The sequence below is a fragment of the Acidovorax sp. 100 genome, assembly GCF_003688355.1.
Taxonomy (GTDB): Bacteria; Pseudomonadota; Gammaproteobacteria; order Burkholderiales; family Burkholderiaceae_C; genus Acidovorax; species Acidovorax delafieldii.
Window position 1 is genome coordinate 999,192 of the sequence record NZ_REFD01000001.1, and the last position, 25,787, is coordinate 1,024,978.

A 25,787-nucleotide genomic window follows, 5' to 3' on the forward strand; every position below is an offset into this window, starting at 1 on the left:
CTCCAGGAATATAAGTATGCAGAGCCTTGTTGTTGAACTGGATGCCTTTGCTCGAGCCGATGGCGAGCGACTGCACTCCGTGCAGGGTGAAAAAGCGCTCACCTACTCCGAATTCGTGGCGGCTACGCATAAGGTTGCACATGGGCTGCGTCGCGAAGGCGTGCAGCCGGGCGAAGCGATCGCAGTGTGGTCGCGCAATGACCTCCGCATGCTGCAAGCAATCTACGGGGCGCTGCGATGCAAGGCGCTTTTCGTTCCGCTGAACGCACGCAATAGTGTTGCCGAAAACCTGGTGCTGCTGCGTCGCTTCAATTGCAAGGCCCTGTTCGTCCAAACCGGTCTGATCGAACGGGACCTTCTCGCACGCGAAGTGCCAGGGCTGCGCTGTGTGGTGCCACTCGACTCCCAGCCGGATTGCGGACCCGCTTTCGATGCTTGGCGCGATCTTGCTACTGAAGAGCGCTTTCCCGAACAGTTCACAAATGGCAGCGATGCTGCGGCCATCTTCCCGACCAGTGGAACCACTGGCGAGCCGAAGGGGGTAGTGCACAGCCACCTTGGCATGTCGACCATGGCGCGTGGCTACCGCGAACTGCTCAAGATAACGTCAGGCGGTAAGCAACTGGTGGTAGGGCCTATCACGCACGTCGCGGGGGGCGTTGTATATGCGACTACGGGAATGGGTTGCACCCAGGTTCTGCTCGATTCAACACATCCCAGCGACATTCTAGATGCCATTGAGCGCGAGTCGGCAACCTTGCTGTTCGCACCGCCGACGCTGGTCTACGGAATGCTCGATGAGCAGTTAAGAAAGCCGCGCAAGCTGTCCTCGTTGCAGGTGCTGATATACGCCGGCTCGGCAATTTCGCCAGTTCGCTTGCAACAGGCGATGCGAGTCTTTGGGCCCATCCTAATGAATGTGTACTCCCAATCTGAGCTGATCTACCCGGTCACATCACTGACCCGGGAGGACCATGAGCGAATTGCAGGGGGTGATGAGCACCTCCTCGCCAGTGCTGGTCGGGCCACAGCTCAGGGCGAGGTCTCGATCATGGACGAGGAGGGACGACAACTATCTTCAGGCGAGGTCGGTGAGATCGTGACGCGCTCGCTGGGAGGTATGCAGTGCTTCATTGGGGATCCGGCGGCCACGGAAGCAATGCGCACCCATGGCTGGCACCATACAGGTGACATCGGGAGGCTCGACGAGGAAGGCTTCCTCTTTATTGTTGACCGCAAGAAAGACATGATCATCTCCGGCGGCTTCAATGTCTACTCGGCCGAAGTGGAGGCGGTGTTGTTCGAGCACCCCGCCGTGTTGGAGGCCGCTGTAGTAGGCGTGCCCGATCCGAAGTGGGGCGAAGCGGTATGTGCCGTCGTCGTGGTAAGGCCTGGTCAGTCACTTGAGCCGGAGGTGTTGCGCTCCTTTTGCCGCGACAAACTGGGCGGAGTGAAAACTCCTAAGCAGATCATCCTTCGTGATGTGCTTCCGCGTAACTCAGCCGGGAAAATTCTGAAGCGCAAACTGCGTGACAGTCTTGCAGAACCGCTGGTGTGAGCAAGAGCATGCTGCACTCTATGCGCATTGATGGCAGCCGTGACGAATGGTGGGCCGGGTTGCGCGCGCCGATCGTGGTCGCGCCGATGTACATGGTGACTACGGCACGCCTGGTTCTGGAGGCGGGCGCGGCAGGTGCTGTTGCAGTGCTTCCCGCACACAACTTGGCGTCCTCGGCTGAGTTTGATTCGGCTCTACATGACATGGCCGTTGCCATCCGTGCGTTCGGTCCGGGCCAATTCGCGCCCTGGGGCATCAACCTCGTCGCGCATGCCAGCAACCCGCGGTTCGCAGACGATTTGACCATCGTAGCTTCGCACCGTTGCCCCCTTGTAGTCACAAGCGTCGGGTCGCCTCGCCCTGTCATGGATGCAGTGCGGGCGTACGGTGGCCGCGTTTGGTGCGATGTGATCTCGATCGAGCATGCTCGCAAGGCTGCTGCCGCGGGCGTGGATGGATTGGTGCTTGTGTGCGCGGGCGCTGGCGGCAATACCGGATGGATCAATCCGATCGCCTTCGTCAAAGAAGTACGAAAGTTCTACACCGGCGTTGTCGCGGTGGCCGGTGCCATCACTGACGGAGCACAGGCTTATTCACTACAACTCCTTGGTGCCGATCTTGCCTACATCGGAACCCCCTTCATCGCAACAGACGAGAGCGCTGCAGCTAACGAGTACAAGGACGCGGTAGCCAATGGATCGCTGGACGATTTGGTGCTGAGCAAGGCCGCAAGTGGCATTCCTGCAAATCTGATGACGGCTTCTCTCAAGCGGCTGGGCCTCGACCCGGCAAACGCTCCGTCTCTGAACGTAGGCAGCTGGTCGGACAGCGCGGCGTGGTCGGCAGGACACGGAATCGCATCTGCAGGTCCGCGGCAATCCACTCGTCAACTTGTGGAACAAATGATTCGTGAATACGTCGCCGCCTCATCCAGCGTCGGTCCAGTTCTGTAACTCGGAGACACTCAAATGAAAAGTCAATTTTGTAGCAGTCTTGTTTATGGACTTCTCGCCACATTGGCGAGCGCTCTCATCAATGCACCGGCCGCCGCCGACACTAACTATCCGACCGGCCCGGTGCGTTTCGTCGTTCCTTTCGCCGCTGGCGGTGGACCGGACACCGTTGCCCGATTGGTTGGGCAGCGTCTATCTGAGATGTGGAAGCAGCCTGTGGTCATCGACAACAAGGTTGGCGGTAGTTCAATTATTGCGACCGGTGAAGTGGTTCGCGCAAAGCCCGACGGCCACACGGTTCTGGTGAACATTGCGCTGCTTGTGCAGAACCCAAGCTTGCGCAGTAAGCTGCCCTTTGACACCTTTAAGGATCTCACACCCGTCGTGCCTTTGGCTTTTGACTCGCTTTTTCTTGTCGCCTCAACCTCCACTAAGGCTCGCGACGTGAAGAGTTTCACGGAGGTCGTCAAAGCGGAACCTGGAAGGTTCGCGTTCGGCTCATTCGGCAATGGCTCCACTGCTCATTTGCTGCTGATTGCTCTAGAGAGAAGCGCTGGTCTTTCGCTAATCCACGTCCCCTATCAAGGCACGGCACCCGTTGCGCAGGCGTTGATGAGCAGCGAAGTGCAATTCGGTTTGCTGCCGTACACGACCGCTCGCCAAGTTCTGGAATCTGGAAAAGCAGTTGCTCTTGGAGTGACGGGCTCGAAGCGCGCGGAGTCGTTGCCTCACGTGCCGACGCTCGCCGAGGGCGGACTGAAGGGTTTCGAGAGGTTGAACTGGATCGGTCTCTTTTTGCCTTCGGCAACCCCCAAACACATCGTGGAGAAAATGAACCAGGACGTTAACGAAGCCCTTCGCACACCGTCGGTACAAGCGAGATTGAAAGATATCGGCTCACTACCAGGTGGCGGCTCGGCTACTGAATTCTCGAGTGCGGTCAAGAATGACTATGAGCACTACCGAGAGCTGATCCGCGCTGGCAACGTAAAGGTTGAGCAATGACGCCGTTCGCAGCGGAAGCAAACTTCTTTGAGTTGAACCCCTTGATGCGTATGGACTACGGCAATCGGACTTGCTGATCGGCGCCGGCCAATGGAAGCGGACCGACTAGGCAGCGCCTGCAACAGCAGTTTTGTGTTGGTAGATCTAGCTGTCCGCCACAGCCTTTATCTTAGTTTGGGAGATTATTGTGAAAGCAGCTGCAAGTTTGAAGGTGCGCGTCCAACGCAAGACCATTGAAGCGATCGATATTTGCACGTTCGAGCTCGTGAGTGCCGATGGCCTGCATTTGCCTGCCTTCTCTGCGGGTTCACACATCGACGTGGAATTGCCTGGGAGTATCACTCGACAGTATTCGCTGTGCAATGAATCTGGCGAGACGCACCGGTATGTGATTGGCGTTCTGAAAGACCAGAAAAGCCGGGGCGGTTCGCGCGCACTTCACGAAGAAGTAAATGAAGGTGACGTGCTCACGATTAGCCCGCCTAGGAACCACTTCGCACTGGCTCATGCGGCCAATCACTCCATCCTATTCGCAGGCGGCATTGGTATCACGCCAATTCTGTGCATGGCCGAGCGGCTTGCCGCCATCGGTGAGTCTTTCGAAATGCATTACTGCGCTCGCTCACGAGAGCGGACCGCATTTTTGCCGCGCATCGGTTCCTCAAGCTTTGCGCCGAAAGTACATTTCCATTTCGATGATGGACCAGACGAACAGAAGTTGAAGCTTGAGTCGACTCTGAAAAGTCCGGCTGCAGGAGTGCAGTTATACGTCTGTGGCCCCAAGGGTTTTATGGATGCTGTGTTGAGCAATGCGCGCGAGCACGGCTGGTCAGAAGATCAACTGCACTACGAGTTCTTCGGTGCTGCGCCGGAGAAGTCGGAGTCGGACGGCAGCTTCGAGGTGCAGCTCGCGAGTTCGGGTCGCATTGTGCTTGTCTCGAAGGAGCAGACGGTGGTTCACGCGCTCGAGGATGCCGGTGTCCCCGTTCTAGTTTCTTGCGAGCAAGGTGTGTGTGGCACTTGCTTGACTCGAGTGCTTGAGGGAGAGCCCGATCATAGAGACATGTTCCTGACGAAAGAGGAGCACGCCAAGAACGACCAGTTTCTGCCATGTTGCTCACGCTCCAAGTCGCCTAGGCTGGTCCTGGATCTCTAACGGCTGATTCAAAGCGAACCAACGGGCGCAGGCACGATGGTCCCGGGAAGCTGCTTAGCCTTCCCGACAAGTTGGCCCTGCTGCTGGGTGCTTCATCGCTGTCTTTTTACAAGTTGGAGTCGGGCCACGTACACCCACGGGCAGCGCAGTTGGAGCGCATGGCTGAAGTACTCAAAAATGGGCAAGCGCAAGGCGCTGGCACTGCTCAATGCGCAGTGACAGTGAATGGTTGGGCTGCTCATTCCAAACCATACGCTCAGGGGCGATCCGCAGCTAACCGGAGTGGATGCTGCACTAACTTGAGGTGAGTCGGAGTCGAGGTGAACTCTGGCTCGATGGATGTGGATTTCCCTCATTCAAAAATGCGGCTAGTTACCTTGAGAATGCGCCGACTACGAGGCTTGACGCTGCAGCAATAATCAAGAGAGAGATATATGCATAGAGCAGTTTTTGGGAGGGCTACGGTCCACCGATTTTGGGGTATCGCATTTGGTGCGTTGGCCAGCGCAGCATTTTTTGGAGCCGCAATGGCTGCGCCTGTCGTGGTCGGTCAGGTGGCTCCGCTGTCGGGTCTTCGAGCCGGTGATGCTCGTGGGTACTCTGCAGGAATGCAGATGTACTTTAACCACGTCAACAAGACCGGCGGGATCAACGGTAACACTCTGGTGTTGGCACGCAAAGACGATGCCGGCACAGTCGATCAAACCCTGGCTGCGACTGAGCAGCTTCTCTCCGAGCAACGCCCCGTACTGCTTGCGGGATACATGGGTAGCAGCAACCTCGCAGCGTTGCAGAAATCAGGCATCCTTGCCAGGGAGAAAATTGCGCTGATTGGCTATCGTAGTGGAGCATTCCAGCCGGACATCCCCCAGCTATACAACGTTCGCGCTGACTTGCGCGAAGAGATTGGAAAAATCACAGAGCACCTGGCAACAGTAGGCGTCACCCAGCTTGGATTTTTCTATGAGGAAAGTGCTTATGCGTCAGCGTTGCTCGCAAGGGCTGATGAAACCATCAAGAAGCATGGTGGAAAGCTCGTCGCCAAAGCCTCCTACGAAGCTGACACTTTGCGTATAGAGGCCGCCAATCGAACGTTTCTTGCGACGAAGCCCCAGGCCATCATCATGGCCGCCAGCGGCGCGGCCGCCGCTGCATTTGTCGAGAAATACAGACTGGAAGGGGGGACTGCTCGTCTCTTCGCCTCCTCAGATGTGGATCTGGAGCAAATGTCCAAGCGACTGGGAGACGAACACATGCAAGGCATCTCGATCGCGCAGGTTACGCCAAACCCCTATCGAGTTTCGAGCAAACTGAGCAAAGAGTTTCGAGAGGTACATGCCAAAAGTGGCGAACCTGATGTGCCTGTGAGCTACGCCATGATGGAAGGCTTCATCACTGCGAAAGTGATCGCCGAGGTGGTCCGCCGTGCGGGAACCAAGCTCAATCGCGAAGGCTTGGCCGCCGCACTGGAGAACATCGACAACGTAGATCTGGGCGGATACACGGTGGGGTACCGGCAGGGGCTGCGCATGGGATCGCGGTTTGTGGAACTGTCGATTGTTAGTGCTGCAGGAAAGATCCGGCAATGAGAACCAGATTGTCTACTTCCACGCGGAGGTAACCCGTTGGGGGTTAGTGGATCACTTCTGCGTGGAAATCAACAACGTGCTTCACTGCTGGCTCGCGAGCACGCGCTTATCGGATGCCGCCGCCCAGTACACCGGACTCTACGCTTTCGATGCCGGAGTTCATCCGTTGGTGTTTTAAGATTTTCAATGCGTTGGGGCTGTAGCCGAAGTGTCGTGCGAATCTGCGACTGAAGTGAGCAGCCGACGAGAACCCGCAAGCGTGGGCAACTTCGAGCATCGACCTCCTCGAGGTCGATTGCGTCAGCAAGACCGCTCGCGCCCGCTCAAGCCTTTGAGCATAAATCATCTCCATACAGCTGGTTTCCTTTGCCGCACACAGAAGGTGCAGGCGGCGAAGAGGGAGACCGAGCGCTGAAGAGATATCGCTAGGCGTTAAGTTGACGTTGGAGTAGTTATCTTGGATGAACCGGCGCAGCCGTCGGGCATCGCCCTCTTGGCTAGCACAAGGTTCCGGGACTGCATGAGACACCGCACTGAGCAGCGCCACAACGGCTTGCGCGACCGCCTCACCGGTTGTCCCATCGACCTCGCCGTGCCATTTGCAGAGCGGCGCGAGTACTCCCGCGATACATTCATGTATCCAGGGAGACTTGGTACCAACATGCACCGCACATTGTTCGCGCAGTTGAGTTATCCCACGCCCGAACTCCTCATACGGGATTCGGACTACAAGCATGTGGGCATCCGGGCCACAACCTTCAACTACGAACGGCTGCATGCCATCGAAGAGCATTAACTCGCCGGCCTCGGCACGGTGAGATCTGCCAGCCTGCTCGATTCGACCACTCCCAGCAAGTACCAAATTCAGGAACACAACAGAGCAGTTATCGAGCTCCGCGAATCGTCGCGTGCGATACAAGCGAACAGAATCTCCTCTCACATTGTTTACCTTCAGTGCGCCAACATCGCGGTGTCTAACCCACATGCGCTCTCGCCCTGAGTGAGCCCACTCTAGTTGCATCTTGACGAAGCAGTGATCGAGTACTGCACGCTCGCGCAGTGAACTCCACCCCCGCTGACCAAGGGACCACTCCATTGCACTGATCTCCTGCTTGTTATGCAACGTGAGCTTAGCCAGCAGATCTTTGACATTTCATAGGGTTTACACGCGGATTGGCAGTGCAACCAGCATCGCAAAAGGCTCAGCCAACACAGGAAGTCCATTTTTTGCGCTGTCAGACAAAAATTTCCCTCTACGACCGCGCGTTGGAGTGCTTGACTACACACTTGTCGAAACACAACTTTTGAGTGAGACAACGTATGCAAGTCAGTGAGTCGCGCCGCGGCGCAATGAAGTATCTTTCCTCTGGTCTACTCGGAGCCGGTGTTGCCGCCTGCGGAGGCAGCCAGGCCGAAAACACCAGCAAGCCCGCTTTTGTGCTGGTGCATGGTGCGTGGCACAACAGCAGCACATATACCGAGGTGATAGCGTTTCTAGCCCAGCTTGGCCATGCGGCGGTGGCTGTAGACCTTCCTGGCCATGGCCTGCGAGCGCGACTGCCGAGAAGTTGGAGGCAACGCCCCTTCAATGCACCCGCTTTCGCTATGGAGCCCTCCCCCGTTGCCAACGTTACGCTGAATGACTACGCAAATCACGTAGTCGAGGCTATCGACAGGATGCGTGGTCTCGGTAATGAAAAGGTGGTGCTTGTCGGGCATAGCCTTGGAGGAGCCACCATCACCCAAGTTGGCGAGATCGCCAGCGGTAAGCTTTCAAAGCTGGTTTACCTTACCGCCTTTCTGCCTTTCAATGGAAAGACACTCTTGGAGACGTCTCTTGCGCCAGAAGGAGCCTTGAATGAGGTGCCTGGTCTCATGATCGGCGATGCCGTAGCCACGGGCGCAAACCGCATTGATCCAGATAGTCCCGATCCAGTCTATCAAGCTAAGCTGAAATCGGCCTTTTACGCCGACGTCGCTGAAGACGTTTCCGTTGCAATGGGGAATTTGCTAACACCCGATGAGCCGGTAGCGCCTGCAGTTACACCTATCACCCGGAGCGCTTCAAAGTGGGGGGCCGTGCCGCGCCATTACATTAAATGCCTTCAAGACCGGGCAGTAGTCCCGGCTTTAGCGCAGAAAATGATCGACACTGCTGACGCGGAGTTTCCGCAACACAAGACGATCGTGCATTCGATGAATACCAGCCATTCCCCATTTCTATCCCAACCCGAAGCGTTGGCACGACTGCTGGCGACGATCGCAATGTCATAGGTGAAATCGCACGGGATTCTCTAGTCAATCTTGATCCGTAGAAAGAGGCGTCGTCCGAAATCAACCGGCGAGGTACTGCCGGAAGTGCCGTGGCGCCGCTTAGGGCTACAGAACATTGCGATGTCGTTGAAAATTTCGGCGCGTGCCCTACTACGCGTGTGGTAGATCCGGCAGTGCACGCGCTCGCGCTTGAGCAGTTGGAAGAGGCTCTCTGCAACGGCACTACCGCGGTCGTTGCCTCTCCGGTTCATGCTGCTGATCAGACTATGTTCGCGCAAGAACGCTTGCAACTCGTGGCCAGTGAATTGGCGACCCTGATCCGAGTGCACCTTGACAGGGACTTTCGGCCTGCGACGCTACAGCGCCACCAGCAGCGCGTCCAGGACCAAACTGGTGTCGATGCGGCTACTTGAGACTGCTCTTCGGCGACGGCTTTTCCCCATCCATTGCATCGATTTCCGCGTGCTCCAGCGCAGAAAGCATGTGCAGGGTGAATTCGGAACCCTGCTTGCGCATCTCCGGACTCAATCGCGCCATAGCGGGTGCCAGCACCGAGTGGTTGGCCAGGTGCTCGATAGCTTGCTCCACCGCGTGTAAGCCCTTCTTGGTGAGGTGTACCAGGAAGCCGCCACTGTGGCTCGGGTCGACAGAGCGCCCGACGTAGCCTGCCGCTTCCAGGCGATCAACCTTCTTCGTGATCGCGCCAGAGGTCACGAGAAGTGCACGAAACAGATCGGTAGGGCGCTTCACGTAAGGCGGCCCGCTGCGACGCAGGGCCAGCATCAGACGCATGTCGCCGCCATTGATGCTGAAATGCTTCTGGCAGTAGCGGTCGTAAGCTCGATCCACTAGCGTGCCAAGGCGCATGAAGTAGATCGCCAGCAAAAAGTTCTGCAGGTCCAAATCCTCACGCTCGCGTTGCCACTGCAGCGTGATGAGCTCGCCCAGACCAGGCAGTTGCGGCTTCTGCTCAGACGATTCCGTGGCAGCGTGGAGCCGGCTTTTGCTTTGGGAGCGAGGGCTGTGTTTCATCTTGCCATTTCCCTTCCTTAGAAGATTTTTTCAGTTCAAGTCTGTATCTTAGCTTTGCACTGACTGCACCCTCTTAACGACTTCACAGGCTATGGGCGCTGGTTTTCCCTATGAGGCAGATTCGAGTCGGATGATATCTTCCATGGAAGACATTAAGTGGGGAGTTTGCTAGATGCCATGCCCCTCCTTTAATAGCGCCCTCTGTCCCCACGTTTTAGGTAAACCCTATGAAGAAAACACTTTTGCGCCTGTTGGGCGCCGTCGCCACCGGCGGCGCACTGATTGCAACTGCGCCGGCAGCACTGGCGCAAGACATCATCAAGATCGGTGTCGTTGGACCTTTTACGGGGCCCTTCGCGGTTTCAGGGCAGTCATATCGCCAAGGCGTTGATGCCTATATGGCGCTCAACGGTCACCAAGCGGGCGGCCGTAAGGTCGAGGTCCTCTATCGTGACAGCGCGGGAGCTGACCCAACGCTTTCCAAGCGCCTGGCCGAAGAGTTGGTGGTGAAAGACAAAGTGTCGATGCTCCTAGGCTTCTACCTAAGCCCGGAGGTGGCAGCCTCTGCTCCAGTTGCCAACGCGGCCAAGACGCCGCTGTTTATCGTAAACGCCGCTACGCCTGCGCTAATGAAGATGTCGCCCTTCTTTGTTCGCATGGGACAGGCGATCAACCAGCCAGCCGAGCTGGCGGCGGCCTATTCTCGCCAACAAGGAAAGTCGCGCGGCTACGTTGCGGTGGGCGACTACGCTCCAGGCCACATCGTCGAGCAATCGTTCATTGACAAGTTCAAGAGCGAAGGCGGGGAGATCGTAGGCAATGTGCGCATTCCGCTCAACACTGCCGACTTCGCACCCATTGCGGAACGCATCGCCAACGCCAATCCAGACGTACTGCAGATTTTTATTCCGCCAGGTGCAGCTTCAGTGGCATTCAGCAAGGCGTTGGCGGCACGCGGCCTGACGAAGAAGGTCTTGATTATTGGCCAAGGAGAGGCCGAAGATAGCGATCTGCCGTTGTTCGACGATTCAATCGTGGGCTTTAACTCCATCATCTACATCGACGCCAACGCTAAAAACGCAGAGAACGTTGCCTTTGCCGACTGGCTGAAGAAGAACGCCGGCGCGACCGTTAAGCCGAACTCGTTCAGTATCGGTGCATTTGATGCCATGCACTTGGCCTACAAGATGCTCAACGATCAGAAGGGCAAGCCCTTCGACGGCGAAGTCGCCATGAAGTCGATGCCTGGCTTCACCTGGAAGAGTCCACGAGGGTCCATCACTGTCGACCCCGTGACGCGCGAGCCTATCCAGAACTTCTACCTGCGCGAGGTGGTGAAGGGTGCAGACGGTGTGAAGAGCAATCGGGTGGTGAAAACCTGGGAGCAGGTTAAGCCCACGCCGCTGAAGTGAAGTTCTGACGTCCTGTCTTTCCGTCTTCGGCCTCAATCATTGCGAACATCGTGTCTACTGTCGCATTCATTCTTCTGTACGGACTCTCGTACGGTCTCGTCCTTTGCCTTATCGCGCTGGGTTTGGTGATCACCATGGGTCTCATGCACGTGATCAACCTCGGACACGGCGCATTCGCCGCCATCGGGGGCTATCTAGCCATCAGTCTGATGCAGCAGCAAGGTTGGCCGTACGCAGTGGCCGTTCCCACCGCAGTGCTCTGCGTCGCCGCCTTTGGCGTGCTGGCCGAAAGGGTGCTGTACGTGCGTCTCTACAAACGCAGCCACCTTGATCAAGTACTGGTGACAATCGGCTTCAACTTTGTGGTGATTGCTGTCGTGACCATGCTGTTCGGCCCGAACATCGTGCGAATGGAACTGCCGACCTACTTGCGCGGCAACATCGACCTGGGCATCCGGGAGTTTGAGCTATACCGCGTGGTCGCCTCTGGCATCTGTATCGTGATCATCGGTGGGCTGTGGTGGGTGTTTGAGCGCACCAGCACCGGGGCGCGCTTGCGCGCTGCGGTCGACAATCAGGGTATGGCACAGGCAATGGGCATGAATGTTCCGATGCTTTTCTCCGCCACTTTCGCGCTGGGTTGCGGCCTCGCCGCGCTGGGCGGCATCCTCGCCGCACCGATGCTGCCAATGGAACCCATGTGGCCAATGAAGTACCTGGTGCTCATGCTGGTGATCGTATCGCTAGCCGGTCACGGGCAGGTTTCGGCTTCAGTGGCCGTAGCCATCCTCGTGGGCGTGGTCGAAACCGCAGGGCGCTACCTGTTCCCTCAATACGGCGCCTTCTTCATCTACCTGTTGCTGATCGGTCTGATGGTGTGGCGCCCCAAAGGCCTGCTCGTGCGCCGCCAGACTGCCTGACCATGACCACCATTCCCCAAGACTCCATCCTAAGCCGCCACCGGTGGCGTGTGGGCGAGTTGCTTTGGCTTGCCGTCGCACTGGCCTGCTACTTTTTACTGCCGCAGTACCTCGCACTGGGCACCACCGTGCTCATCATGGTGGTGTTGGTGATGTCGTTCGATCTGCTACTCGGCTTCTCAGGCGTACTCTCACTGGGGCATGCAGTGTTCTTCGGATTGGGCGCCTATGCGGCAGGCTGGTTGTCCCTCGCAGGCTGGACCGAGCCAGTGAGCGCAGTGATTGTTGCCGGGGTAGCTTCGGCCGGACTTGCCGCGGTGGTCGGACCGTTCCTACTACGTCTGACCGGCCTGCCCCTCATGATGGTGACGCTGGCACTTGGTGTGTTGGTGTTCGAGGCCGCGCACAAGGCCACCACCATCACCGGCGGCGACGATGGTCTGGCCGGCATCCAGTTCGCGCCAATTTTGGGCATATTTGAATGGGGTCTGGGTGGCGCCACTGCATACCTCTATGTGCTGACCTGGCTGTGCGTAGTCTTCGTGCTGCTCAAGCGGGTGGTGGCATCACCGTTCGGCGTCATGCTTCAGGGCGTGCGCGAGAACTCGGCTCGTATGCGCTTGATCGGCAATCTCGTATTGCCGCACCTCACGCTAGCTTACGTGATCAGCGGAACGGTCGCAGGCATGGCCGGTGCGCTGTTCACGCAGGCGAATGCGTTTGTCGGCTTGGGCGTGCTGGCCGTCGACACATCGGTCGACGTGCTAGTCATGCTAGTGCTCGGTGGAATTGGCGGGCTGCACGGCGCACTGGTGGGCGCACCGGTCTACATGATGCTCAAACATTTTTCTTCTCAATGGAATCCCTTCTACTGGATGTTGGTCATCGGCCTGCTGTTGATCGTAGTGGTCCTGTTCGGCCGCGGGGGCATATTGGGAATCTTGCAGTCGGCGATGCGCTGCCTGCGCAAGGACAAAACATGAGTGCAACGCCGTCCATTGCCCTGGAGGCCAACGGGTTGAGCAAGCGCTTCGGAGCTCTACACGTCACGCAGGATGTGAGTCTTTCCCTGCTCGTGGGTGCGCGCACCGCGCTAATCGGCCCCAACGGTGCAGGCAAGACTACTCTGGTCAACCTGCTCACAGGCGTTATCCAACCCGACCAGGGCCGCTTGCGTCTGTTTGGCGAAGAGGTGACGTCCGCCTCCGCAGCGGCGCGCACACGCAAGGGTCTGGTGCGCACGTTCCAGATCTCAAGCTTGTTCGCGCAACTCAGCGTGTTTGAGAACATCTTCATCGCGGTGGCGCAGGCGGCGGGTCGCGGCTTTTGCATCTGGCATGCTGCGGGACGCCAGAAAGACCTGCTAGAGCGCACTGAGCAACTGGTAGTACAACTCAAGCTGGAGGCTGATCGACATAACAAGGTGAATGAAATCGCGTACGGCCGCCAACGCCTGGTGGAGATCGCACTGGCCCTGGCACTCATGCCGCGCGTCTTACTGCTCGATGAGCCGGCCGCCGGCATTCCAAGCAATGAACTTGATCTACTGCACGGCGCCATCGAAAGCCTCCCGCGCGATATTGCCGTACTCATGATCGAGCACGATATGGAGATGGTGCGCCGCTTCGCAACCGATGTATCGGTTCTAGTAAATGGCGCGCTGTTGATGTCAGGCAGGCCCGCCGAGGTAATGTCACATCCCGAGGTGCAATCGGTCTACCTCGGCGCTGCCGGCAAGAAACGCTTCGATGGAGCACTAGCCCATGCTTGAGATTCAGAAACTCAGCGGTGGCTGGGGGCCTACTCTAGTGAACGAAGACGTAAGTCTGCGGATAGCCAGCGGCGAGACCCTGGCCATCATAGGTCGCAATGGTGTGGGCAAGAGCACCTTACTGGAACTCATCATGGGGCGCGCGCAGTGCCGCAGTGGAGTAGTCTCGCTTGACGGGAGAGAAATCAACGATTTGCCAGTGCACCAGCGTGCAAGGACTGGCCTTGGTTATGTACCGCAAGGGCGAGAGGTGTTTCCCAGCCTCACAGTAGCTGAGCACCTCCAGGTGGCCGCCCGCCCGGGTCACTGGACGCAGCCGCGGGTGATCGAACTGTTTCCTCGACTGGGCGAGCGCCTAGCCAGCTACGGCAACCAACTATCAGGTGGCGAGCAGCAAATGCTGGCAATTGCCCGCGCTCTACTGGGTAACCCACGCGCGATGTTGATGGACGAGCCATTCGAGGGTCTGGCCCCCATCATCGTAGAACATCTGGTCCGCAGCATTCGAAAAATCGTGCAGTCAGGATCGATCGCATTGCTCCTGGTGGAGCAACGCGTGGACATTGCGCTTGACCTATCTGACCGATGCATCGTGATGGACCGAGGACGTTGCGTGCACGAAGGCACTTCCGCCACGCTCGCCCGCGAAGAAACGCAACTCGCCGGGCTGATGGGCCTTGGGCATTGACTTGGAGAACCAACCCATGAGATTCGACCGACAGGTGGCTATCGTTACCGGCGCGCAAACTGGTATTGGCCGCTCTATCGCCGAGAGGTTGGCATCCGAGGGCGCGGCCGTGGTGCTGGCCGATGTGGCCGACGCCGAGCCCGTCGCTGAGCAGATACGTGCACGTGGCGCGCGCGCCTTGGCCGTGTACACAGATGTGTCGGATGAAGCCTCGGTCCAGAAAATGGTCGAGCAAACCGTACAGACGTTTGGTCGCATAGACATCCTGGTGAACAACGCGGCTATCGCCGCCACGATTGAGCTACGACCGTTCGAGCAAATTACAGTGTCCGAATGGCGACGCATGCAGGATGTCAACGCTATGGGCCCTTTCCTATGCGCGCGCGCTGTCGCGCCGCACATGCGCGAGCAACAGCACGGACGTATTGTCAACATCACGTCGGGAACAGCCTTCAAAGGCGCCCCATTCATGCTCGACTATGTGTCCAGCAAAGGCGCATTGATGACGATGACGCGCGCGCTTGCCCGCGAACTGGGAAAGGATTTCATCACCGTGAACGCCGTCTCACCGGGATATACGCTGAGCGAAGGCAATCTCGCCAACAAGGAATTTCTCTCGGCCTACCGAGACGCCGCGATACAAACGCGCGCAGTGCCACGTGACGGATGGCCCGCCGACATCGTGGGCGCTGTGGCGTTCCTCGCGAGTAGCGATGCGGCTTTTGTTTCCGGCCAGATCATGGCCGTCGACGGTGGGTCGGTGTATCACTGAACTAGGAGCAAGTAGATGCTAAGCCACGAATCTAACCAGCGCCTGTGTCGCATTGGCCCCGATGACACCATGGGCAAAGCTATGCGCCGCTATTGGCTGCCCTTCATGAACTCCGCCGATCTCGTTGAAGGCGACGATCCGCACGGTGTTGAGTTGATGGGCGAGCGCTTCGTGGCCTGGCGCGACAACAGAGGGTGCGCGGGTCTGTTCCACCAGTCCTGTCTACACCGGGGCGCTTCGATGCGACTGGCTAGGGCCGAAGGGGACGGTCTGCGCTGCATCTACCACGGCTGGAAATTCTCTGTCGATGGGACGGTAATCGACACGCCCAACGTCGCCGACCCCAACTTCAAAAGCCGCATCAAAGGCCGTACCTTCCCTGTGCGCGAAGCCGGTGGCTTGCTCTGGGCCTACCTTGGACCGCGTGAAAGTGAGCCGGCGTTTCCACACTGGCCATGGATGGATCTGTCGGATGCGCAGCGACTCATAACCCGACATGTGGAGGAATGCAGCTTCGTTCAGGTGATCGAAGGGTTGGTCGACTCCTCGCACCTCGGCGTCTTGCACATGAACGGGCTTCAGCAGTCTGGCGAGGTGGACCTGGGCTTTGCTCAGAAGGTGAACTCGATGCAGCGCAACCTCGCGCCCCGCCTAGAGGTGCAGGACACGGATTTCGGCTTTTACTACGCCGCGCTTCGCGATATCGATGACGAACACGGTCCTCGCACCGAGGCGCGCATCGCCGCATTCGTCGCGCCTTGCTGCGTGCTTAACCCGAACGGCGACATAGCCACATTCGTGGTTCCGCTGGACGATGTGCGCACGAGCTTCATCCACGTATTCTGGAGCGATACGCAAGAGCTGAACCGTGAACCTCTGCGCAGCCGCCACCTTGAGTTCATCGGTCTTACGCCCGAGGTGCTCGACGGCTTTGGGCTGACTGACGATACGCTTGGTCGGACCGACCGTCCCAACCCGCGCAACAACTTTCATCAGGACCGCGAGGCCATGCGGCTGGGTACCAGCTGGAGCGGCTTGCCTGGGTTGATCGAGGAAGACGTCGCGGCATCTGTGTCGGCGGGTGCAGTGCGAGACCGCCGACACGAAATGCTGTCGGCCGCGGACATCGGCATTTCCCGTCTATATCGCACTCTGCTTGGATGCGCCGATGCGGTAGAAAGAGGTGAACCGCCGTTGGGTATAGCGCGGGGCGTGAACTGGTCGCAGGTTCAAGGCCGGCACGGCTTGATGACGAGTGAGGACTGGCGCGACTTGATCGCGCGCCGCAAAGACCCCGAAACGGAAGGTGCGTCATGAGCGCAGCGCAATTTAATCCCCCGCAATCTCCTGCCACAGCCCAATCAATGAGCTTTCGAAATGGCGAGACCAGCTTCGTATGGGACGAGGAGTTCAGTGTTGGAGACGGCGGCATGGACGACACGCACCGAGAATTTGTTGACTGCGTGGACGCGATGCTGCGTGCCACAGATGCCCAGCAAGGTGCAGCGCTGAGCGCATTCGAAAGCCACGCACGTCGTCACTTCTTAGAGGAAGATGACGCTATGCGCGACAGCGCTTACAGCTCGGCGGGCTGCCATGTTGACGAACATGCTGCCGTGTTGAAGTCGCTCGACGAAGTGCGCGATGCGTTGGCACAAGGTCGACACGAGGTCGTGCGGCACTTCGCGCAAGCACTTGCAGAATGGTTTCCGCGCCACGCGCAGGTGATGGACCTTGGTCTAGCGCGCTGGCTCCAACAGCGCCGCATTGGCGGTTCTCCGGTGGTGATTCAGAGGCTGAAGAGCCCGGTTGTGGCCTTGATCTAAGTCTTCTATTTTTTTAACTTAATATCTTCCATGGAAGATGAATTGAGATGCTGATGGAAACGCTATTGCAAGTGCGTGTGGCCGCACGGAAGGTCGTGGCCGAAGACGTAGTCGCTTTCGAGTTCGCGCCGCTCGACGGGGTCGAGCTGCCCGGGTTTGAGGCTGGCGCACACATTGACGTGCATGTTCCAGGTGGGCCTGTACGTCAGTACTCTCTGTATCAGTTGCCCGATAGCTTGCCGCGCTATTGCATCGGGGTGCTGCGCGACCCGCAATCCCGAGGCGGCTCGGTGCGCTTGATCGATGGAGTAAAAGAAGGCGACATATTATCGATCTCGCGCCCACGCAACCATTTCCAGTTGCACAGCGGACCCGACCACGCCATGCTCTTTGCGGGCGGCATAGGCATCACACCCATCATGTGTATGGCAGAACAGCTGGCGCGCGAAGGGCGTTCGTTTGAGCTGCATTACAGCGGCCGTACGCCGGCACGCATGGCATTTCTTGATCGTTTGCGCTCCGCCGGCTTTGCCGACCGCGTACAGGTGCATTCTGATGATGGCGCCGCTGATCAGCTGTTGGATGCACGTGCCGTCATTGGTTCACCTGTAGTGGACAGGCAAATATATGTGTGCGGACCAACCGGGTTCATGGACCACGTGCTGTCCTCTGCACGCGAACTCGGTTGGGGGGAGTCACATCTGCACCGGGAGTATTTCGCTGCCGCACCTATTGACCATTCGACCGACGGTCCGTTCGAGATCGAGCTCAGTCATAGCGGACGCTGCATTTCAGTGAAGGCCGACCAGTCGGCCGCGCAGGCGCTGATCGACGCAGGCGTTCCGCTCTCGCTGTCTTGCGAGGCCGGCGTGTGTGGCACGTGTCAGACCCGCGTACTCGCAGGAGTGCCCGATCACCGCGATCTCTACCTGACCGACGAAGAAAAGCATGAACACTTCATGCCCTGCTGCTCACGTTCGTGCACGCCTCGCCTTGTGCTGGACCTCTGATTAAAAGATACCCCGCCCACGAAAGGAATTTCCATGCTTAGCAAACACGACAACGAGTTGATGTGCCGAACAGGCGCTGGAACAGCCCAGGGTGACGCCATGCGTCGTTTCTGGCTGCCGGCCCTGCAGTTGAGTGAGATGCCAGCTGCAGGCGCGGACCCGAGGGTAATCGAACTACTGGGCGAGCGCTTCGTCGCCTGGCGAGATCAGGCCGGCCGCCCCGGGCTGTTCGCTGAGTCATGCCTGCACCGCGGAGCGTCGATGCAGCTAGCTCGTGCAGAAGGCGATGGCCTGCGCTGCATCTACCACGGTTGGAAATTCGCTGTCGATGGTCAGGTGCTCGATACGCCCAACGTGGCAGATCCGAAGTTCAAGGAACGCATCAAAGGCCGTACCTACCCGGTGCGCGAAGCAGGTGGCTTCCTATGGGTCTACCTCGGCCCGCGCGAGCAGGAGCCGGCGTTCCCTCGTTTGCCCTTCATGGATGTTGACGCCGACCACCGTATCAACGCCAATGCGGTCGTTAACTGCAACTTCGTGCAGGTGGTGGAAGGCCTTGTGGACTCGTCGCACCTCACGGTGCTGCATGCATCGGGCTTGGCCAAGACAAACGGCGCAGAGCTGGACTTTGCCAAGAAGACCAACCATATGCAGTTCGATGCCTCGCCGCAGATCGAAGCGGAAGAGACCGAGTTCGGCTTTCACTACGTCGCCATGCGCGGCGCTGGCGACGGCCGCCGCATGGCTCGCGTGGCGTCGTTCATCGCGCCCTGCTTTGTTGCCAATCCGAATGGCGATCTGTGGTTCGCCGTGGTGCCGGTCAACGACGAGCGTTGCAATTTCTACCACGTTTGGTGGAATCCCGAGAAGCCGATTGGCCAAGAGCCGTTGCGCACGCAGCAGCTCTCGTTCGTGGGCCTAGATGACGAGACGCTCTCGCGCCACGGCATGACTGCTACCACGTGCGACGGTCCCACAGCAATGAGCTGGACGAACGGATACCACCAGGACCGCGCACTACAACGAGCCGGTCACTTCACCGGCCTGGCCAGTTTCACGCAAGAAGACGCGGCGTGTAGTGTCTCTGGTGGGGCGATCCGCGACCGCTCGCAAGAGATGCTGTCCACCGCCGACATCGCGATCAGTCGCCTGTACCGCGTATTGCTGGCGAGCGCCCGTGCGGTTCGCGAAGGGCAAGAGCCGCCTTCGCTGCATGCCGACGTGAGCTGCGTTGTGGGGACGTCAGCCGAAATCGGCCAGAGCGAAGACTGGCGAACCCTCGTACCGCAACATCGCATCTTGAAGACCATCAGCGTGGCCGCATCGGCTGATCGAACGCACTAGGCCAGTGCCACACCCACTTCACAGACACACAGGACATCAACATGTTAAGCACCAAAGACAACGACACTCTATGCCGCGTAGGCCCTGGCACACCCATGGGTGTACTGATGCGCCGTTACTGGCACCCCGTGTGCACCTCAATGCAACTGCCATCGCCTGATGCACCTCCACTGCGTGTGCGTCTTCTTGGTGAGGACTACGTGGTGTTTCGCGACACTGCGGGGGAGGTCGGCATGCTCGACGAACTCTGCATGCATCGAGGGGCTTCGCTCGCACTAGGTCGGGTGGAAGAGGGTGGCCTGCGCTGCCTTTACCACGGCTGGAAGTTCGATGTGAAGGGCCGCGTGATGGAAACGCCTAACCACGCCGATCCGAAGTACCGCGAACGAATGAAGGCGCCGGCCTACCCTGTGCGCGAAGCCGGCGGTTTGGTGTGGGCGTACGTTGGGCCGAAAGACCAGGTGCCCGAGTTCTCCCGGTACGCGTTCATGGAAGCACAGCCCGAACACCGCGTGGCACTACGCGTCAACGTGAGCTGCAACTACCTGCAATTGGTCGAAGGCGGGGAGGACAGTTCGCACGTCGGCGTGTTGCACACCAACATGGCCCGACCAGGCTGGATCGATGACAGTTTCGTGCCCAATCCCGATGTGGTGAACCCGGCAGCGCTCGTGTCCAACGACCTCGAGCCCGCGCTCAAGATCGAAGAGACTGCGTTCGGCTTTCAGTATGTGGCCTTGCGCAAGACCAACGAGCCAGGAGTGAAGAACGCACGTGTGGTGCCTTTCATTATTCCCTACGGCCGCATCATCCCTGCCCCCGCGTTTTTGTTCACTGTGTTCGAGGTGCCCGATGACGACACACACACCAGCACCTACATCGTGGTGCACGGTAATGCGCCGGTGACTGATGACAAGATCATTGAGTTGCTGGGTCTTGACGACAAGCGCTACTACGACCGCAAATCCTGCGCGTATACATCCACCTGGGCAGACAACTTTGGCCAGGATCGCGAGCGTATGAAGGACAGCTGGACCGGGCTGGTTGGTGTTGAGGTGGAGGACGCGACCATCGCACTGTCGCAAGGTCCGCTGTACGACCGCTCCAAGGAGCACCTCGTGCCGGCCGACCAGGGCGTCGTGCGTGTTCGACGCGCGCTGCTCAATGCAGTGAAAGTTGCGGCCGAGAACGGCACGCCGCCCGGTGTGGGGCTGGACTTGCGGAGTGTCAGCGCCTGCGATGTGCAAATGGAAGACGGAGCGCTCTGGCAGGATCTTGTGCCAAGCCACCGTGAAACCGCTGCGGCATGAAAGGCACATCTGCATGAACGACCTCATTTCTGGCGGCACGCCCGACTACCTCTCGCTGCTGCGCCTGCAAGGCCGCGGGTTTGTGGTCCTGGGCGCGGGGCAAGGTATCGGCGAACAGGCTACGCATGCGCTGGCGCAAGCTGGTGCGAGATTGCTCTGCGTGGACCGTGACGAAGAGCTCGCGCGCCAGATCGCCGATGCAGTAGGCGGCGTCCCGTGCGTAGCAGACGTGACATCTCGCGCCGAAATGCAGCGCGTGTTTGACACGGCGCGTCAGCATTTCGGCCGCGTGCACGGCATGGTGGACATCATCGGTGTGGCGGGCATCAAGGCTTTGTCGGCCGTGGACGACGCTGGCTGGGAACAGCAGTTCGACATTGTGCTGCGCCATGCGTTCCTCGCTATCCAAATCGGCGGCGAGATGATGGCCGCAGATGGAGGCGGCAGCATGGCCTTTGTGGGCTCAATGAGCGGCAATCGCGCCGTGCCCAATCAGAGCGCCTACGCAACCTCCAAAGCCGCGCTGCATCACCTGGTGCGCTGTGCCGGTGTGGAGTACGCGGGTCGGGGGGTGCGCGTCAACGCGGTTGCACCAGGCTATGTGCGGACTCCGCGCCTGAACGAGCGGCTAGACGAAGACGCGTGGAACGCCATTGGAAAGGTCATTCCGATCGGGCGCCCCGCCACGCCGGCAGAGATCGCCGGGCCACTGTTGTTCCTTGCTTCGGACCTGAGTGCGCATATAACCGGCGAAGTGATCGCGGTGGACGGAGGTGCAGGCTCGGTGGCGGCATTTCCAGACGTGAAGTTCGCAGCCTCCAAGACACCCACTCCGTGAACATGACAGCTCTTTCGCGAAGGCTGGCCGAGGCTTGCTCGATTGAAGACCTGCGCCATCTTGCCCAGTCGCGGCTGCCGCGTGGTGTGTTTGATTTTTTCGATGGTGGTGCGGACGACGAGATCAGCCTGCGCGCCAACCGCGAGGGCTTCGAGCGCTTGCGGTTGCGCCCGCGCGTGCTGGTGAACGTACAACAGCCCGATATGTCCACCACTATCGTCGGTAGGCAGTCGGCTGTGCCACTAGTAGTCGCTCCAACCGGTGCGATCGGAGCGGGTTGGCCGAAAGCAGATGTGTCGATTGCGCGTGTGGCCGCGCTGCTGGGGATTCCCTACACCTTGTCGACGATGGCAACCTCGTCGATCGAAGAAGTCGCCGCCGTGGGGGGACGTCTTTGGTTTCAGCTGTATGTGTTGCGCGATGAGTCCTTCGCGAACACTTTGCTCCAACGCGCGGACCGATCTGGTTACGAGGCGTTGGTTGTCACACTGGATCTCGTCGCGGGCGGCAAGCGCGAGCGAGATTTGCGCAACCGATTCACTGTGCCGCTCCGGCCGAATGCGCACACCATTTTCGACTTTGCCTGCCATCCGAGTTGGTGCTTGCAAATGCTTCGCCATGGTCAACCTCGCTTCAAAAACCTAGCGGGTTTTGAAGGCCACCAGGATCCGCGTGCGTCAATTGCGGCAAAGGTCGGGCAGAGCCTTGACGCGTCGTTCGATTGGGACGCGCTCAAGCGCTTGCGAGACCGTTGGGCTGGAAAGTTCATGGTCAAGGGAGTTTTGCGCGGTGATGATGCGGCGCGACTCGCCGCGCTTGGTGTCGACGCGATCTGGGTTTCCAACCACGGCGGCCGCCAGTTGGATGGCGCCATGTCTTCCGTGGATGCCCTCCCGGACGTGGCTGCGGCGGTGAAGGGCCGCGTGCCGGTGTTGCTCGATTCTGGTGTGCGTCGTGGCACCGATATCGTGAAGGCGGTCGCTCTTGGGGCACAGGCGGTGGCGATCGGCCGCGCGACGTTGTACGGAGCGGCGGCCGGTGGCGAAGCGGGAGCAGAGCGCGCACTGCAGATACTCTCGGAAGAGCTGCGCCGAGCGATGCAACTGTGCGGCACACAGCGCGTCGCCGACATCGATATATCTCTCTTGCAAGATCGGAAGGCATTGCCATGGGCCGACCAAACCTTTTGATAACGCGCGGCCTTCCAGAGCCAGTGTTGAAATTGGCGGACGCATCGTTCGAGGTCAAGCTATGGCCGCACGACTACCCTATTGGTGCGCAGCTGTTGCCATGGGCGCAAGGCTGCGATGCCTTGCTGGTAATGGCCACCGATCGGCTGGACGCGGGCACACTGCAGCAAATGCCAAGTTCAGTGCGGGCCATCGCCACCTACTCGGTGGGCCATGACCACATCGATCTCGAAGCGGCCGCCGATCGCGGCGTGCCCGTCTTCAACACCCCCGATGTATTGAGCGATGCCGTCGCCGAAACTGCGCTATTGCTGATTCTTTCTGCGGCACGCAATGCGTCCACAGCCGAAGCCACCCTGCGAGACGGCAACTGGGGACCTTGGTCACCTACGCATTTTCTCGGCCAGCAGCTCACCGGTCGAAGGTTGGGAATTTATGGCATGGGCCGGATCGGCATGGGCATTGCGCAACGTGCATTGGCCTTTGGCATGCAGGTGCATTACCACAATCGCACACGGCACTCATCAGCCAGCGCATACACCTACCACGCTTCGCTCGAATCGCTGATGGCCCATAGCGACGTGTTTTGCGCCTGCGCCCCTTCGACACCGCAGACGCGGGGTGCAATCAACGCCGAACGCTTGAAGCTACTGCCGACCGGCGCGGTGTTTGTGAACATCGCGCGTGGTGACTTGGTGGATGAAGATGCGCTCATCTCCGCGATCACGTCGGGGAAGGTGGGCGGCGCGGGCCTCGATGTTTACTGTAATGAGCCGATGATCGACCCACGCTTTAAGCAACTGCCGCGAACCACACTGCTGCCACACATCGGTAGCGCTACACACGACGCGCGCAACGGGATGGGCACCCTGGCCATTGACGCGCTCCGGACCTTGCTGCTCGACGATGCAAAGCCTGCGAATTGTCTCAACCCCGGTGCGCTGTCTCGGCGCTTCCTCAAGGGGGTTTCATGAACTGGGCGCTGCGCTACGCACCCCACCTCGGCTACCGCCCGCCATTCGAGCCTCTGTTCAGCGCCTTGGTCGGCAGCAACGACCCGGTGAACCACGTGGCCTTCGCGGCCGACCAGGGATTTGCGGGTGTGCTCTACGCCGCCGGCCGCGCGCGATCTGCGGAAGAGCAGGAGCGCGTGGGCCGCGCGATCGCACAGCGTAACTTGCAGGCGGGCTGCTTGCTTTACACCACCTTCGACCAACTACGGAACGTCAGTTGGGCCACGGACAGCGACGATGCGCGTCGCTGGATCGCAAACGAAATGGCGCAGGCTTCAACGGCGGCGCGGCGTGTGGGCGCGCGCCAACTCGCAGTGCTCGGGGGCTCAGACCCGCGGCGACCCATAGCCGAACAGCAACAGGTCTTTGTGCAGAACCTGCGATATGCCGCTGATCTCGTGGAACGAGACGGTCTTGTGCTGTGCCTGGAGACGCTGAATCACCAGAGCGTGCCCGGCATGCTGCTGCACCACATGCCCGATGCGCTCGCGGTGGTGCGCGCAGTGGACAACCCGGCAGTGCGTCTTATCTTCGATACCGCGCACGTGCAGTCTATGGACGGTGATTTGCTCCGCCAACTCGACACCGCATGGGATCACATCGAGATTGTGCAGCTCGCCGACAGTCCCGGCCGCCTGGAGCCAGGAACAGGGCAAGTGGACTTCATGGGCGTGCTAAAGGTGCTAGCGCGCCGTGGCTACCGAGGCTTGGTCGAGCTTGAACACGGTTGGACACACTTCGGCGTCAACAGCGAAAAACGCGGACTCGAAAATTTGCGCTGTCTTGATGAAGCATCGGTATCTGAATCACAGCTGAAAGGAACTTCAAGGTGAAGGCTCTACAAAATGACACCGTCGCCGATATCAAACGGCAACTGGCCGCGTTCGGTGCGGCTTTCGACGGCGAGGTACTTACCGGGACACGCGCGCTCTACCGCCCCTTGTTGGACCTCGCACCCTCGGGTGATGAGCATCTCGACCAAGTCTATGGTCCGCATGAGCGCCACCGCCTGGACGTCTATCGGCCCAGTGGAAGAAGCCGTGCGACCGTAATGTACGTGCACGGCGGTGGCTTCGTCGCCGGGGACAAGAACGGTGATGGCAGTTTCTACCGCAACATCGGGTGCTGGCTCGCGCGCCAAGGATTTACGGCGGTGCTGCCAAACTACCGGCTCGCCCCAGACCACAGCTGGCCTGCTGGCACACTGGACTTGCAAGCAGTAGTTAGGTGGACGATGCAAGACCGCGAAGCCAACGGCGACGCAGCTCCGCTGGTTCTTTGGGGGCAGTCTGCAGGGGCGTGCCACGTGGCTTCGTGGTTGTTCGACGACGATGCGCGAAATGGATCGCCGGCTGCGGATGTAGATGGAGTACTACTCATGAGCGGGTTTTACCGAGCAGACGCCCCCCTGCCTGCCGGCCCCAAAGCCTACTTTGGCGATGACGTCGCGCAATACACTCAGCGCTCACCACTGACGCATGTGCGGCGTTTGAACACGCCCGTGCTTTTGGCGCTGGCGGAGCTGGATCCTGGGTGGATCGCCGAGCAGACCTACGCCCTCGCACATTCGCTGACGCGGGTTAACGGCAAGAGCCCACTCTTTGTGTTTAACCGTGGGCACAACCATGTGTCGACGGTGCAGAGCCTCGGTTCGCCGCAGAACGATGTGGGCGACGAAGTGCTGCGCTTTCTGGCTTCCATCACGAACCGATAGGCGCTTGCCCATCCTTGAGCACGCGGAGTACGAAACTGTAGTTGCTGTGTTGGGTGCCCGGAATCTTGTGGAGTTTCTCGGGCAACAGATGCTCATCGTTGTGTATGTCCTTCGCGTCCGTTCGGATGTAGCAGTCGTATTCGCCGAAACCAGATAGGCGTGCATCACGTCGGGTATTTCAGCCCGTACGCGGCCGAACCATCGGTGTGGCGCTCCGACGTGAGCTGCACGATCACGGTCGCGCCCAAGAGCGTGCGATCAAGTTCGATGCGGTACTGCTTGTCTACGCCTCGGCATCGAGGCACTTGATGCGGTTTCAGGAGGCAGTGGGCTTCAACTTTACAGCTGCGCCGACAACCAGCAACTTGAAGGCGCGAACCGTCGAGCAACTCACGCAGGACGATGAGGTCGG

The 25,787-nt window shown here is 59.3% G+C and carries 24 protein-coding genes and 1 pseudogene; 22 read left to right on the forward strand and 3 right to left on the reverse strand.

From position 1 onward, the window contains the following. Nucleotides 1-16: 16 nt before the first annotated feature. The 5 genes from C8C96_RS04695 (at nucleotide 17) to C8C96_RS04715 (ending at nucleotide 6,261) form a co-directional block, all read left to right on the forward strand. Entirely contained in the window at nucleotides 17-1,558 is a 1,542-nt protein-coding gene (locus C8C96_RS04695) for a class I adenylate-forming enzyme family protein (protein WP_121941598.1), read from the forward strand. After that, nucleotides 1,555-2,511, forward strand: a complete 957-nt coding sequence (locus C8C96_RS04700; protein ID WP_121941599.1) for a nitronate monooxygenase family protein — start codon at nucleotides 1,555-1,557, stop codon at nucleotides 2,509-2,511. The genes C8C96_RS04695 and C8C96_RS04700 overlap by 4 nt, the downstream gene beginning before the upstream one ends. 15 nt (nucleotides 2,512-2,526) lie before the next feature. Further along, nucleotides 2,527-3,516, forward strand: a complete 990-nt coding sequence (locus C8C96_RS04705) for a tripartite tricarboxylate transporter substrate binding protein (RefSeq protein WP_121941600.1) — start codon at nucleotides 2,527-2,529, stop codon at nucleotides 3,514-3,516. A gap of 187 nt (nucleotides 3,517-3,703) precedes the next feature. Further along, nucleotides 3,704-4,672: a PDR/VanB family oxidoreductase gene (locus C8C96_RS04710; protein WP_121941601.1), complete on the forward strand. Its 969-nt coding sequence runs from the start codon at nucleotides 3,704-3,706 to the stop codon at nucleotides 4,670-4,672. 527 nt (nucleotides 4,673-5,199) lie between these two features. Further along, complete coding sequence (locus C8C96_RS04715) at nucleotides 5,200-6,261, forward strand: ABC transporter substrate-binding protein (RefSeq protein ID WP_233584154.1); 1,062 nt, start codon at nucleotides 5,200-5,202, stop codon at nucleotides 6,259-6,261. A gap of 106 nt (nucleotides 6,262-6,367) precedes the next feature. Here C8C96_RS04715 and C8C96_RS25395 read toward each other — a convergent pair whose 3' ends face one another. After that, a complete protein-coding gene (locus tag C8C96_RS25395) occupies nucleotides 6,368-7,357 on the reverse strand; it encodes a helix-turn-helix domain-containing protein (protein WP_147455645.1) in 990 nt (329 codons plus the stop codon). Between the two features lie 224 nt (nucleotides 7,358-7,581). Here C8C96_RS25395 and C8C96_RS04725 point away from each other — a divergent pair, with 224 nt between their 5' ends. Then, nucleotides 7,582-8,535, forward strand: coding sequence for an alpha/beta fold hydrolase (locus tag C8C96_RS04725; RefSeq protein ID WP_233584156.1), 954 nt, complete (start codon nucleotides 7,582-7,584; stop codon nucleotides 8,533-8,535). A gap of 20 nt (nucleotides 8,536-8,555) precedes the next feature. Here C8C96_RS04725 and C8C96_RS04730 read toward each other — a convergent pair. Together C8C96_RS04730 and C8C96_RS04735 are read right to left on the reverse strand one after the other, a co-directional pair. After that, a pseudogene (locus tag C8C96_RS04730) lies at nucleotides 8,556-8,942 on the reverse strand (DDE-type integrase/transposase/recombinase); the annotation flags it as partial. Further along, nucleotides 8,941-9,567 carry a MarR family winged helix-turn-helix transcriptional regulator gene (locus tag C8C96_RS04735; RefSeq protein ID WP_121941606.1) on the reverse strand — a complete coding sequence of 209 codons (627 nt, stop codon included), beginning with the start codon at nucleotides 9,565-9,567 and terminating at the stop codon, nucleotides 8,941-8,943. The pseudogene C8C96_RS04730 and the gene C8C96_RS04735, both read right to left, overlap by 2 nt. Before the next feature lie 227 nt (nucleotides 9,568-9,794). On the opposite strand from C8C96_RS04735, the gene C8C96_RS04740 reads away from it, so the two are divergent. The 16 genes from C8C96_RS04740 (at nucleotide 9,795) to C8C96_RS04815 (ending at nucleotide 25,375) form a co-directional block, all read left to right on the forward strand. Further along, the gene (locus tag C8C96_RS04740; RefSeq protein ID WP_121941607.1) at nucleotides 9,795-10,979 is read left to right on the forward strand and encodes an ABC transporter substrate-binding protein; all 1,185 of its coding nucleotides are present in this window, start codon (nucleotides 9,795-9,797) and stop codon (nucleotides 10,977-10,979) included. A gap of 50 nt (nucleotides 10,980-11,029) precedes the next feature. Then, nucleotides 11,030-11,899 carry a branched-chain amino acid ABC transporter permease gene (locus C8C96_RS04745; RefSeq protein WP_199737440.1) on the forward strand — a complete coding sequence of 290 codons (870 nt, stop codon included), beginning with the start codon at nucleotides 11,030-11,032 and terminating at the stop codon, nucleotides 11,897-11,899. A gap of 2 nt (nucleotides 11,900-11,901) precedes the next feature. Beyond that, nucleotides 11,902-12,882 (forward strand): branched-chain amino acid ABC transporter permease, encoded by a 981-nt coding sequence (locus C8C96_RS04750; protein ID WP_121941609.1) that lies wholly within the window; start codon nucleotides 11,902-11,904, stop codon nucleotides 12,880-12,882. Further along, the gene (locus tag C8C96_RS04755; RefSeq protein ID WP_121941610.1) at nucleotides 12,879-13,670 is read left to right on the forward strand and encodes an ABC transporter ATP-binding protein; all 792 of its coding nucleotides are present in this window, start codon (nucleotides 12,879-12,881) and stop codon (nucleotides 13,668-13,670) included. Before C8C96_RS04750 ends, C8C96_RS04755 begins: the two co-directional genes overlap by 4 nt. Next, complete coding sequence (locus C8C96_RS04760) at nucleotides 13,663-14,358, forward strand: ABC transporter ATP-binding protein (RefSeq protein WP_121941611.1); 696 nt, start codon at nucleotides 13,663-13,665, stop codon at nucleotides 14,356-14,358. The genes C8C96_RS04755 and C8C96_RS04760 overlap by 8 nt, the downstream gene beginning before the upstream one ends. A gap of 16 nt (nucleotides 14,359-14,374) precedes the next feature. After that, a complete protein-coding gene (locus C8C96_RS04765) occupies nucleotides 14,375-15,130 on the forward strand; it encodes an SDR family NAD(P)-dependent oxidoreductase (RefSeq protein WP_121941612.1) in 756 nt (251 codons plus the stop codon). A 69-nt stretch (nucleotides 15,131-15,199) separates the two neighbouring features. Next, a complete protein-coding gene (locus C8C96_RS04770; RefSeq protein ID WP_158605747.1) occupies nucleotides 15,200-16,447 on the forward strand; it encodes a Rieske 2Fe-2S domain-containing protein in 1,248 nt (415 codons plus the stop codon). Beyond that, nucleotides 16,444-16,956 carry a bacteriohemerythrin gene (locus C8C96_RS04775; RefSeq protein WP_233584157.1) on the forward strand — a complete coding sequence of 171 codons (513 nt, stop codon included), beginning with the start codon at nucleotides 16,444-16,446 and terminating at the stop codon, nucleotides 16,954-16,956. Before C8C96_RS04770 ends, C8C96_RS04775 begins: the two co-directional genes overlap by 4 nt. Before the next feature lie 53 nt (nucleotides 16,957-17,009). Continuing rightward, nucleotides 17,010-17,966 (forward strand): PDR/VanB family oxidoreductase, encoded by a 957-nt coding sequence (locus tag C8C96_RS04780; protein WP_121943878.1) that lies wholly within the window; start codon nucleotides 17,010-17,012, stop codon nucleotides 17,964-17,966. 33 nt (nucleotides 17,967-17,999) lie between these two features. Continuing rightward, nucleotides 18,000-19,310: a Rieske 2Fe-2S domain-containing protein gene (locus C8C96_RS04785; protein WP_121941615.1), complete on the forward strand. Its 1,311-nt coding sequence runs from the start codon at nucleotides 18,000-18,002 to the stop codon at nucleotides 19,308-19,310. A 95-nt stretch (nucleotides 19,311-19,405) separates the two neighbouring features. Further along, a complete protein-coding gene (locus C8C96_RS04790) occupies nucleotides 19,406-20,620 on the forward strand; it encodes a Rieske 2Fe-2S domain-containing protein (protein WP_233584158.1) in 1,215 nt (404 codons plus the stop codon). A 13-nt stretch (nucleotides 20,621-20,633) separates the two neighbouring features. Next, on the forward strand, nucleotides 20,634-21,458 hold the full coding sequence (locus C8C96_RS04795; RefSeq protein WP_121941617.1) for an SDR family NAD(P)-dependent oxidoreductase: 825 nt from the start codon (nucleotides 20,634-20,636) through the stop codon (nucleotides 21,456-21,458). 2 nt (nucleotides 21,459-21,460) lie between these two features. After that, nucleotides 21,461-22,648: an alpha-hydroxy acid oxidase gene (locus C8C96_RS04800; RefSeq protein ID WP_121941618.1), complete on the forward strand. Its 1,188-nt coding sequence runs from the start codon at nucleotides 21,461-21,463 to the stop codon at nucleotides 22,646-22,648. Next, the gene (locus tag C8C96_RS04805) at nucleotides 22,627-23,622 is read left to right on the forward strand and encodes a D-glycerate dehydrogenase (RefSeq protein ID WP_121941619.1); all 996 of its coding nucleotides are present in this window, start codon (nucleotides 22,627-22,629) and stop codon (nucleotides 23,620-23,622) included. The genes C8C96_RS04800 and C8C96_RS04805 overlap by 22 nt, the downstream gene beginning before the upstream one ends. Next, entirely contained in the window at nucleotides 23,619-24,494 is an 876-nt protein-coding gene (locus C8C96_RS04810) for a TIM barrel protein (protein WP_121941620.1), read from the forward strand. Before C8C96_RS04805 ends, C8C96_RS04810 begins: the two co-directional genes overlap by 4 nt. Next, the gene (locus tag C8C96_RS04815; protein WP_121941621.1) at nucleotides 24,491-25,375 is read left to right on the forward strand and encodes an alpha/beta hydrolase; all 885 of its coding nucleotides are present in this window, start codon (nucleotides 24,491-24,493) and stop codon (nucleotides 25,373-25,375) included. Before C8C96_RS04810 ends, C8C96_RS04815 begins: the two co-directional genes overlap by 4 nt. Nucleotides 25,376-25,787 lie beyond the last annotated feature (412 nt).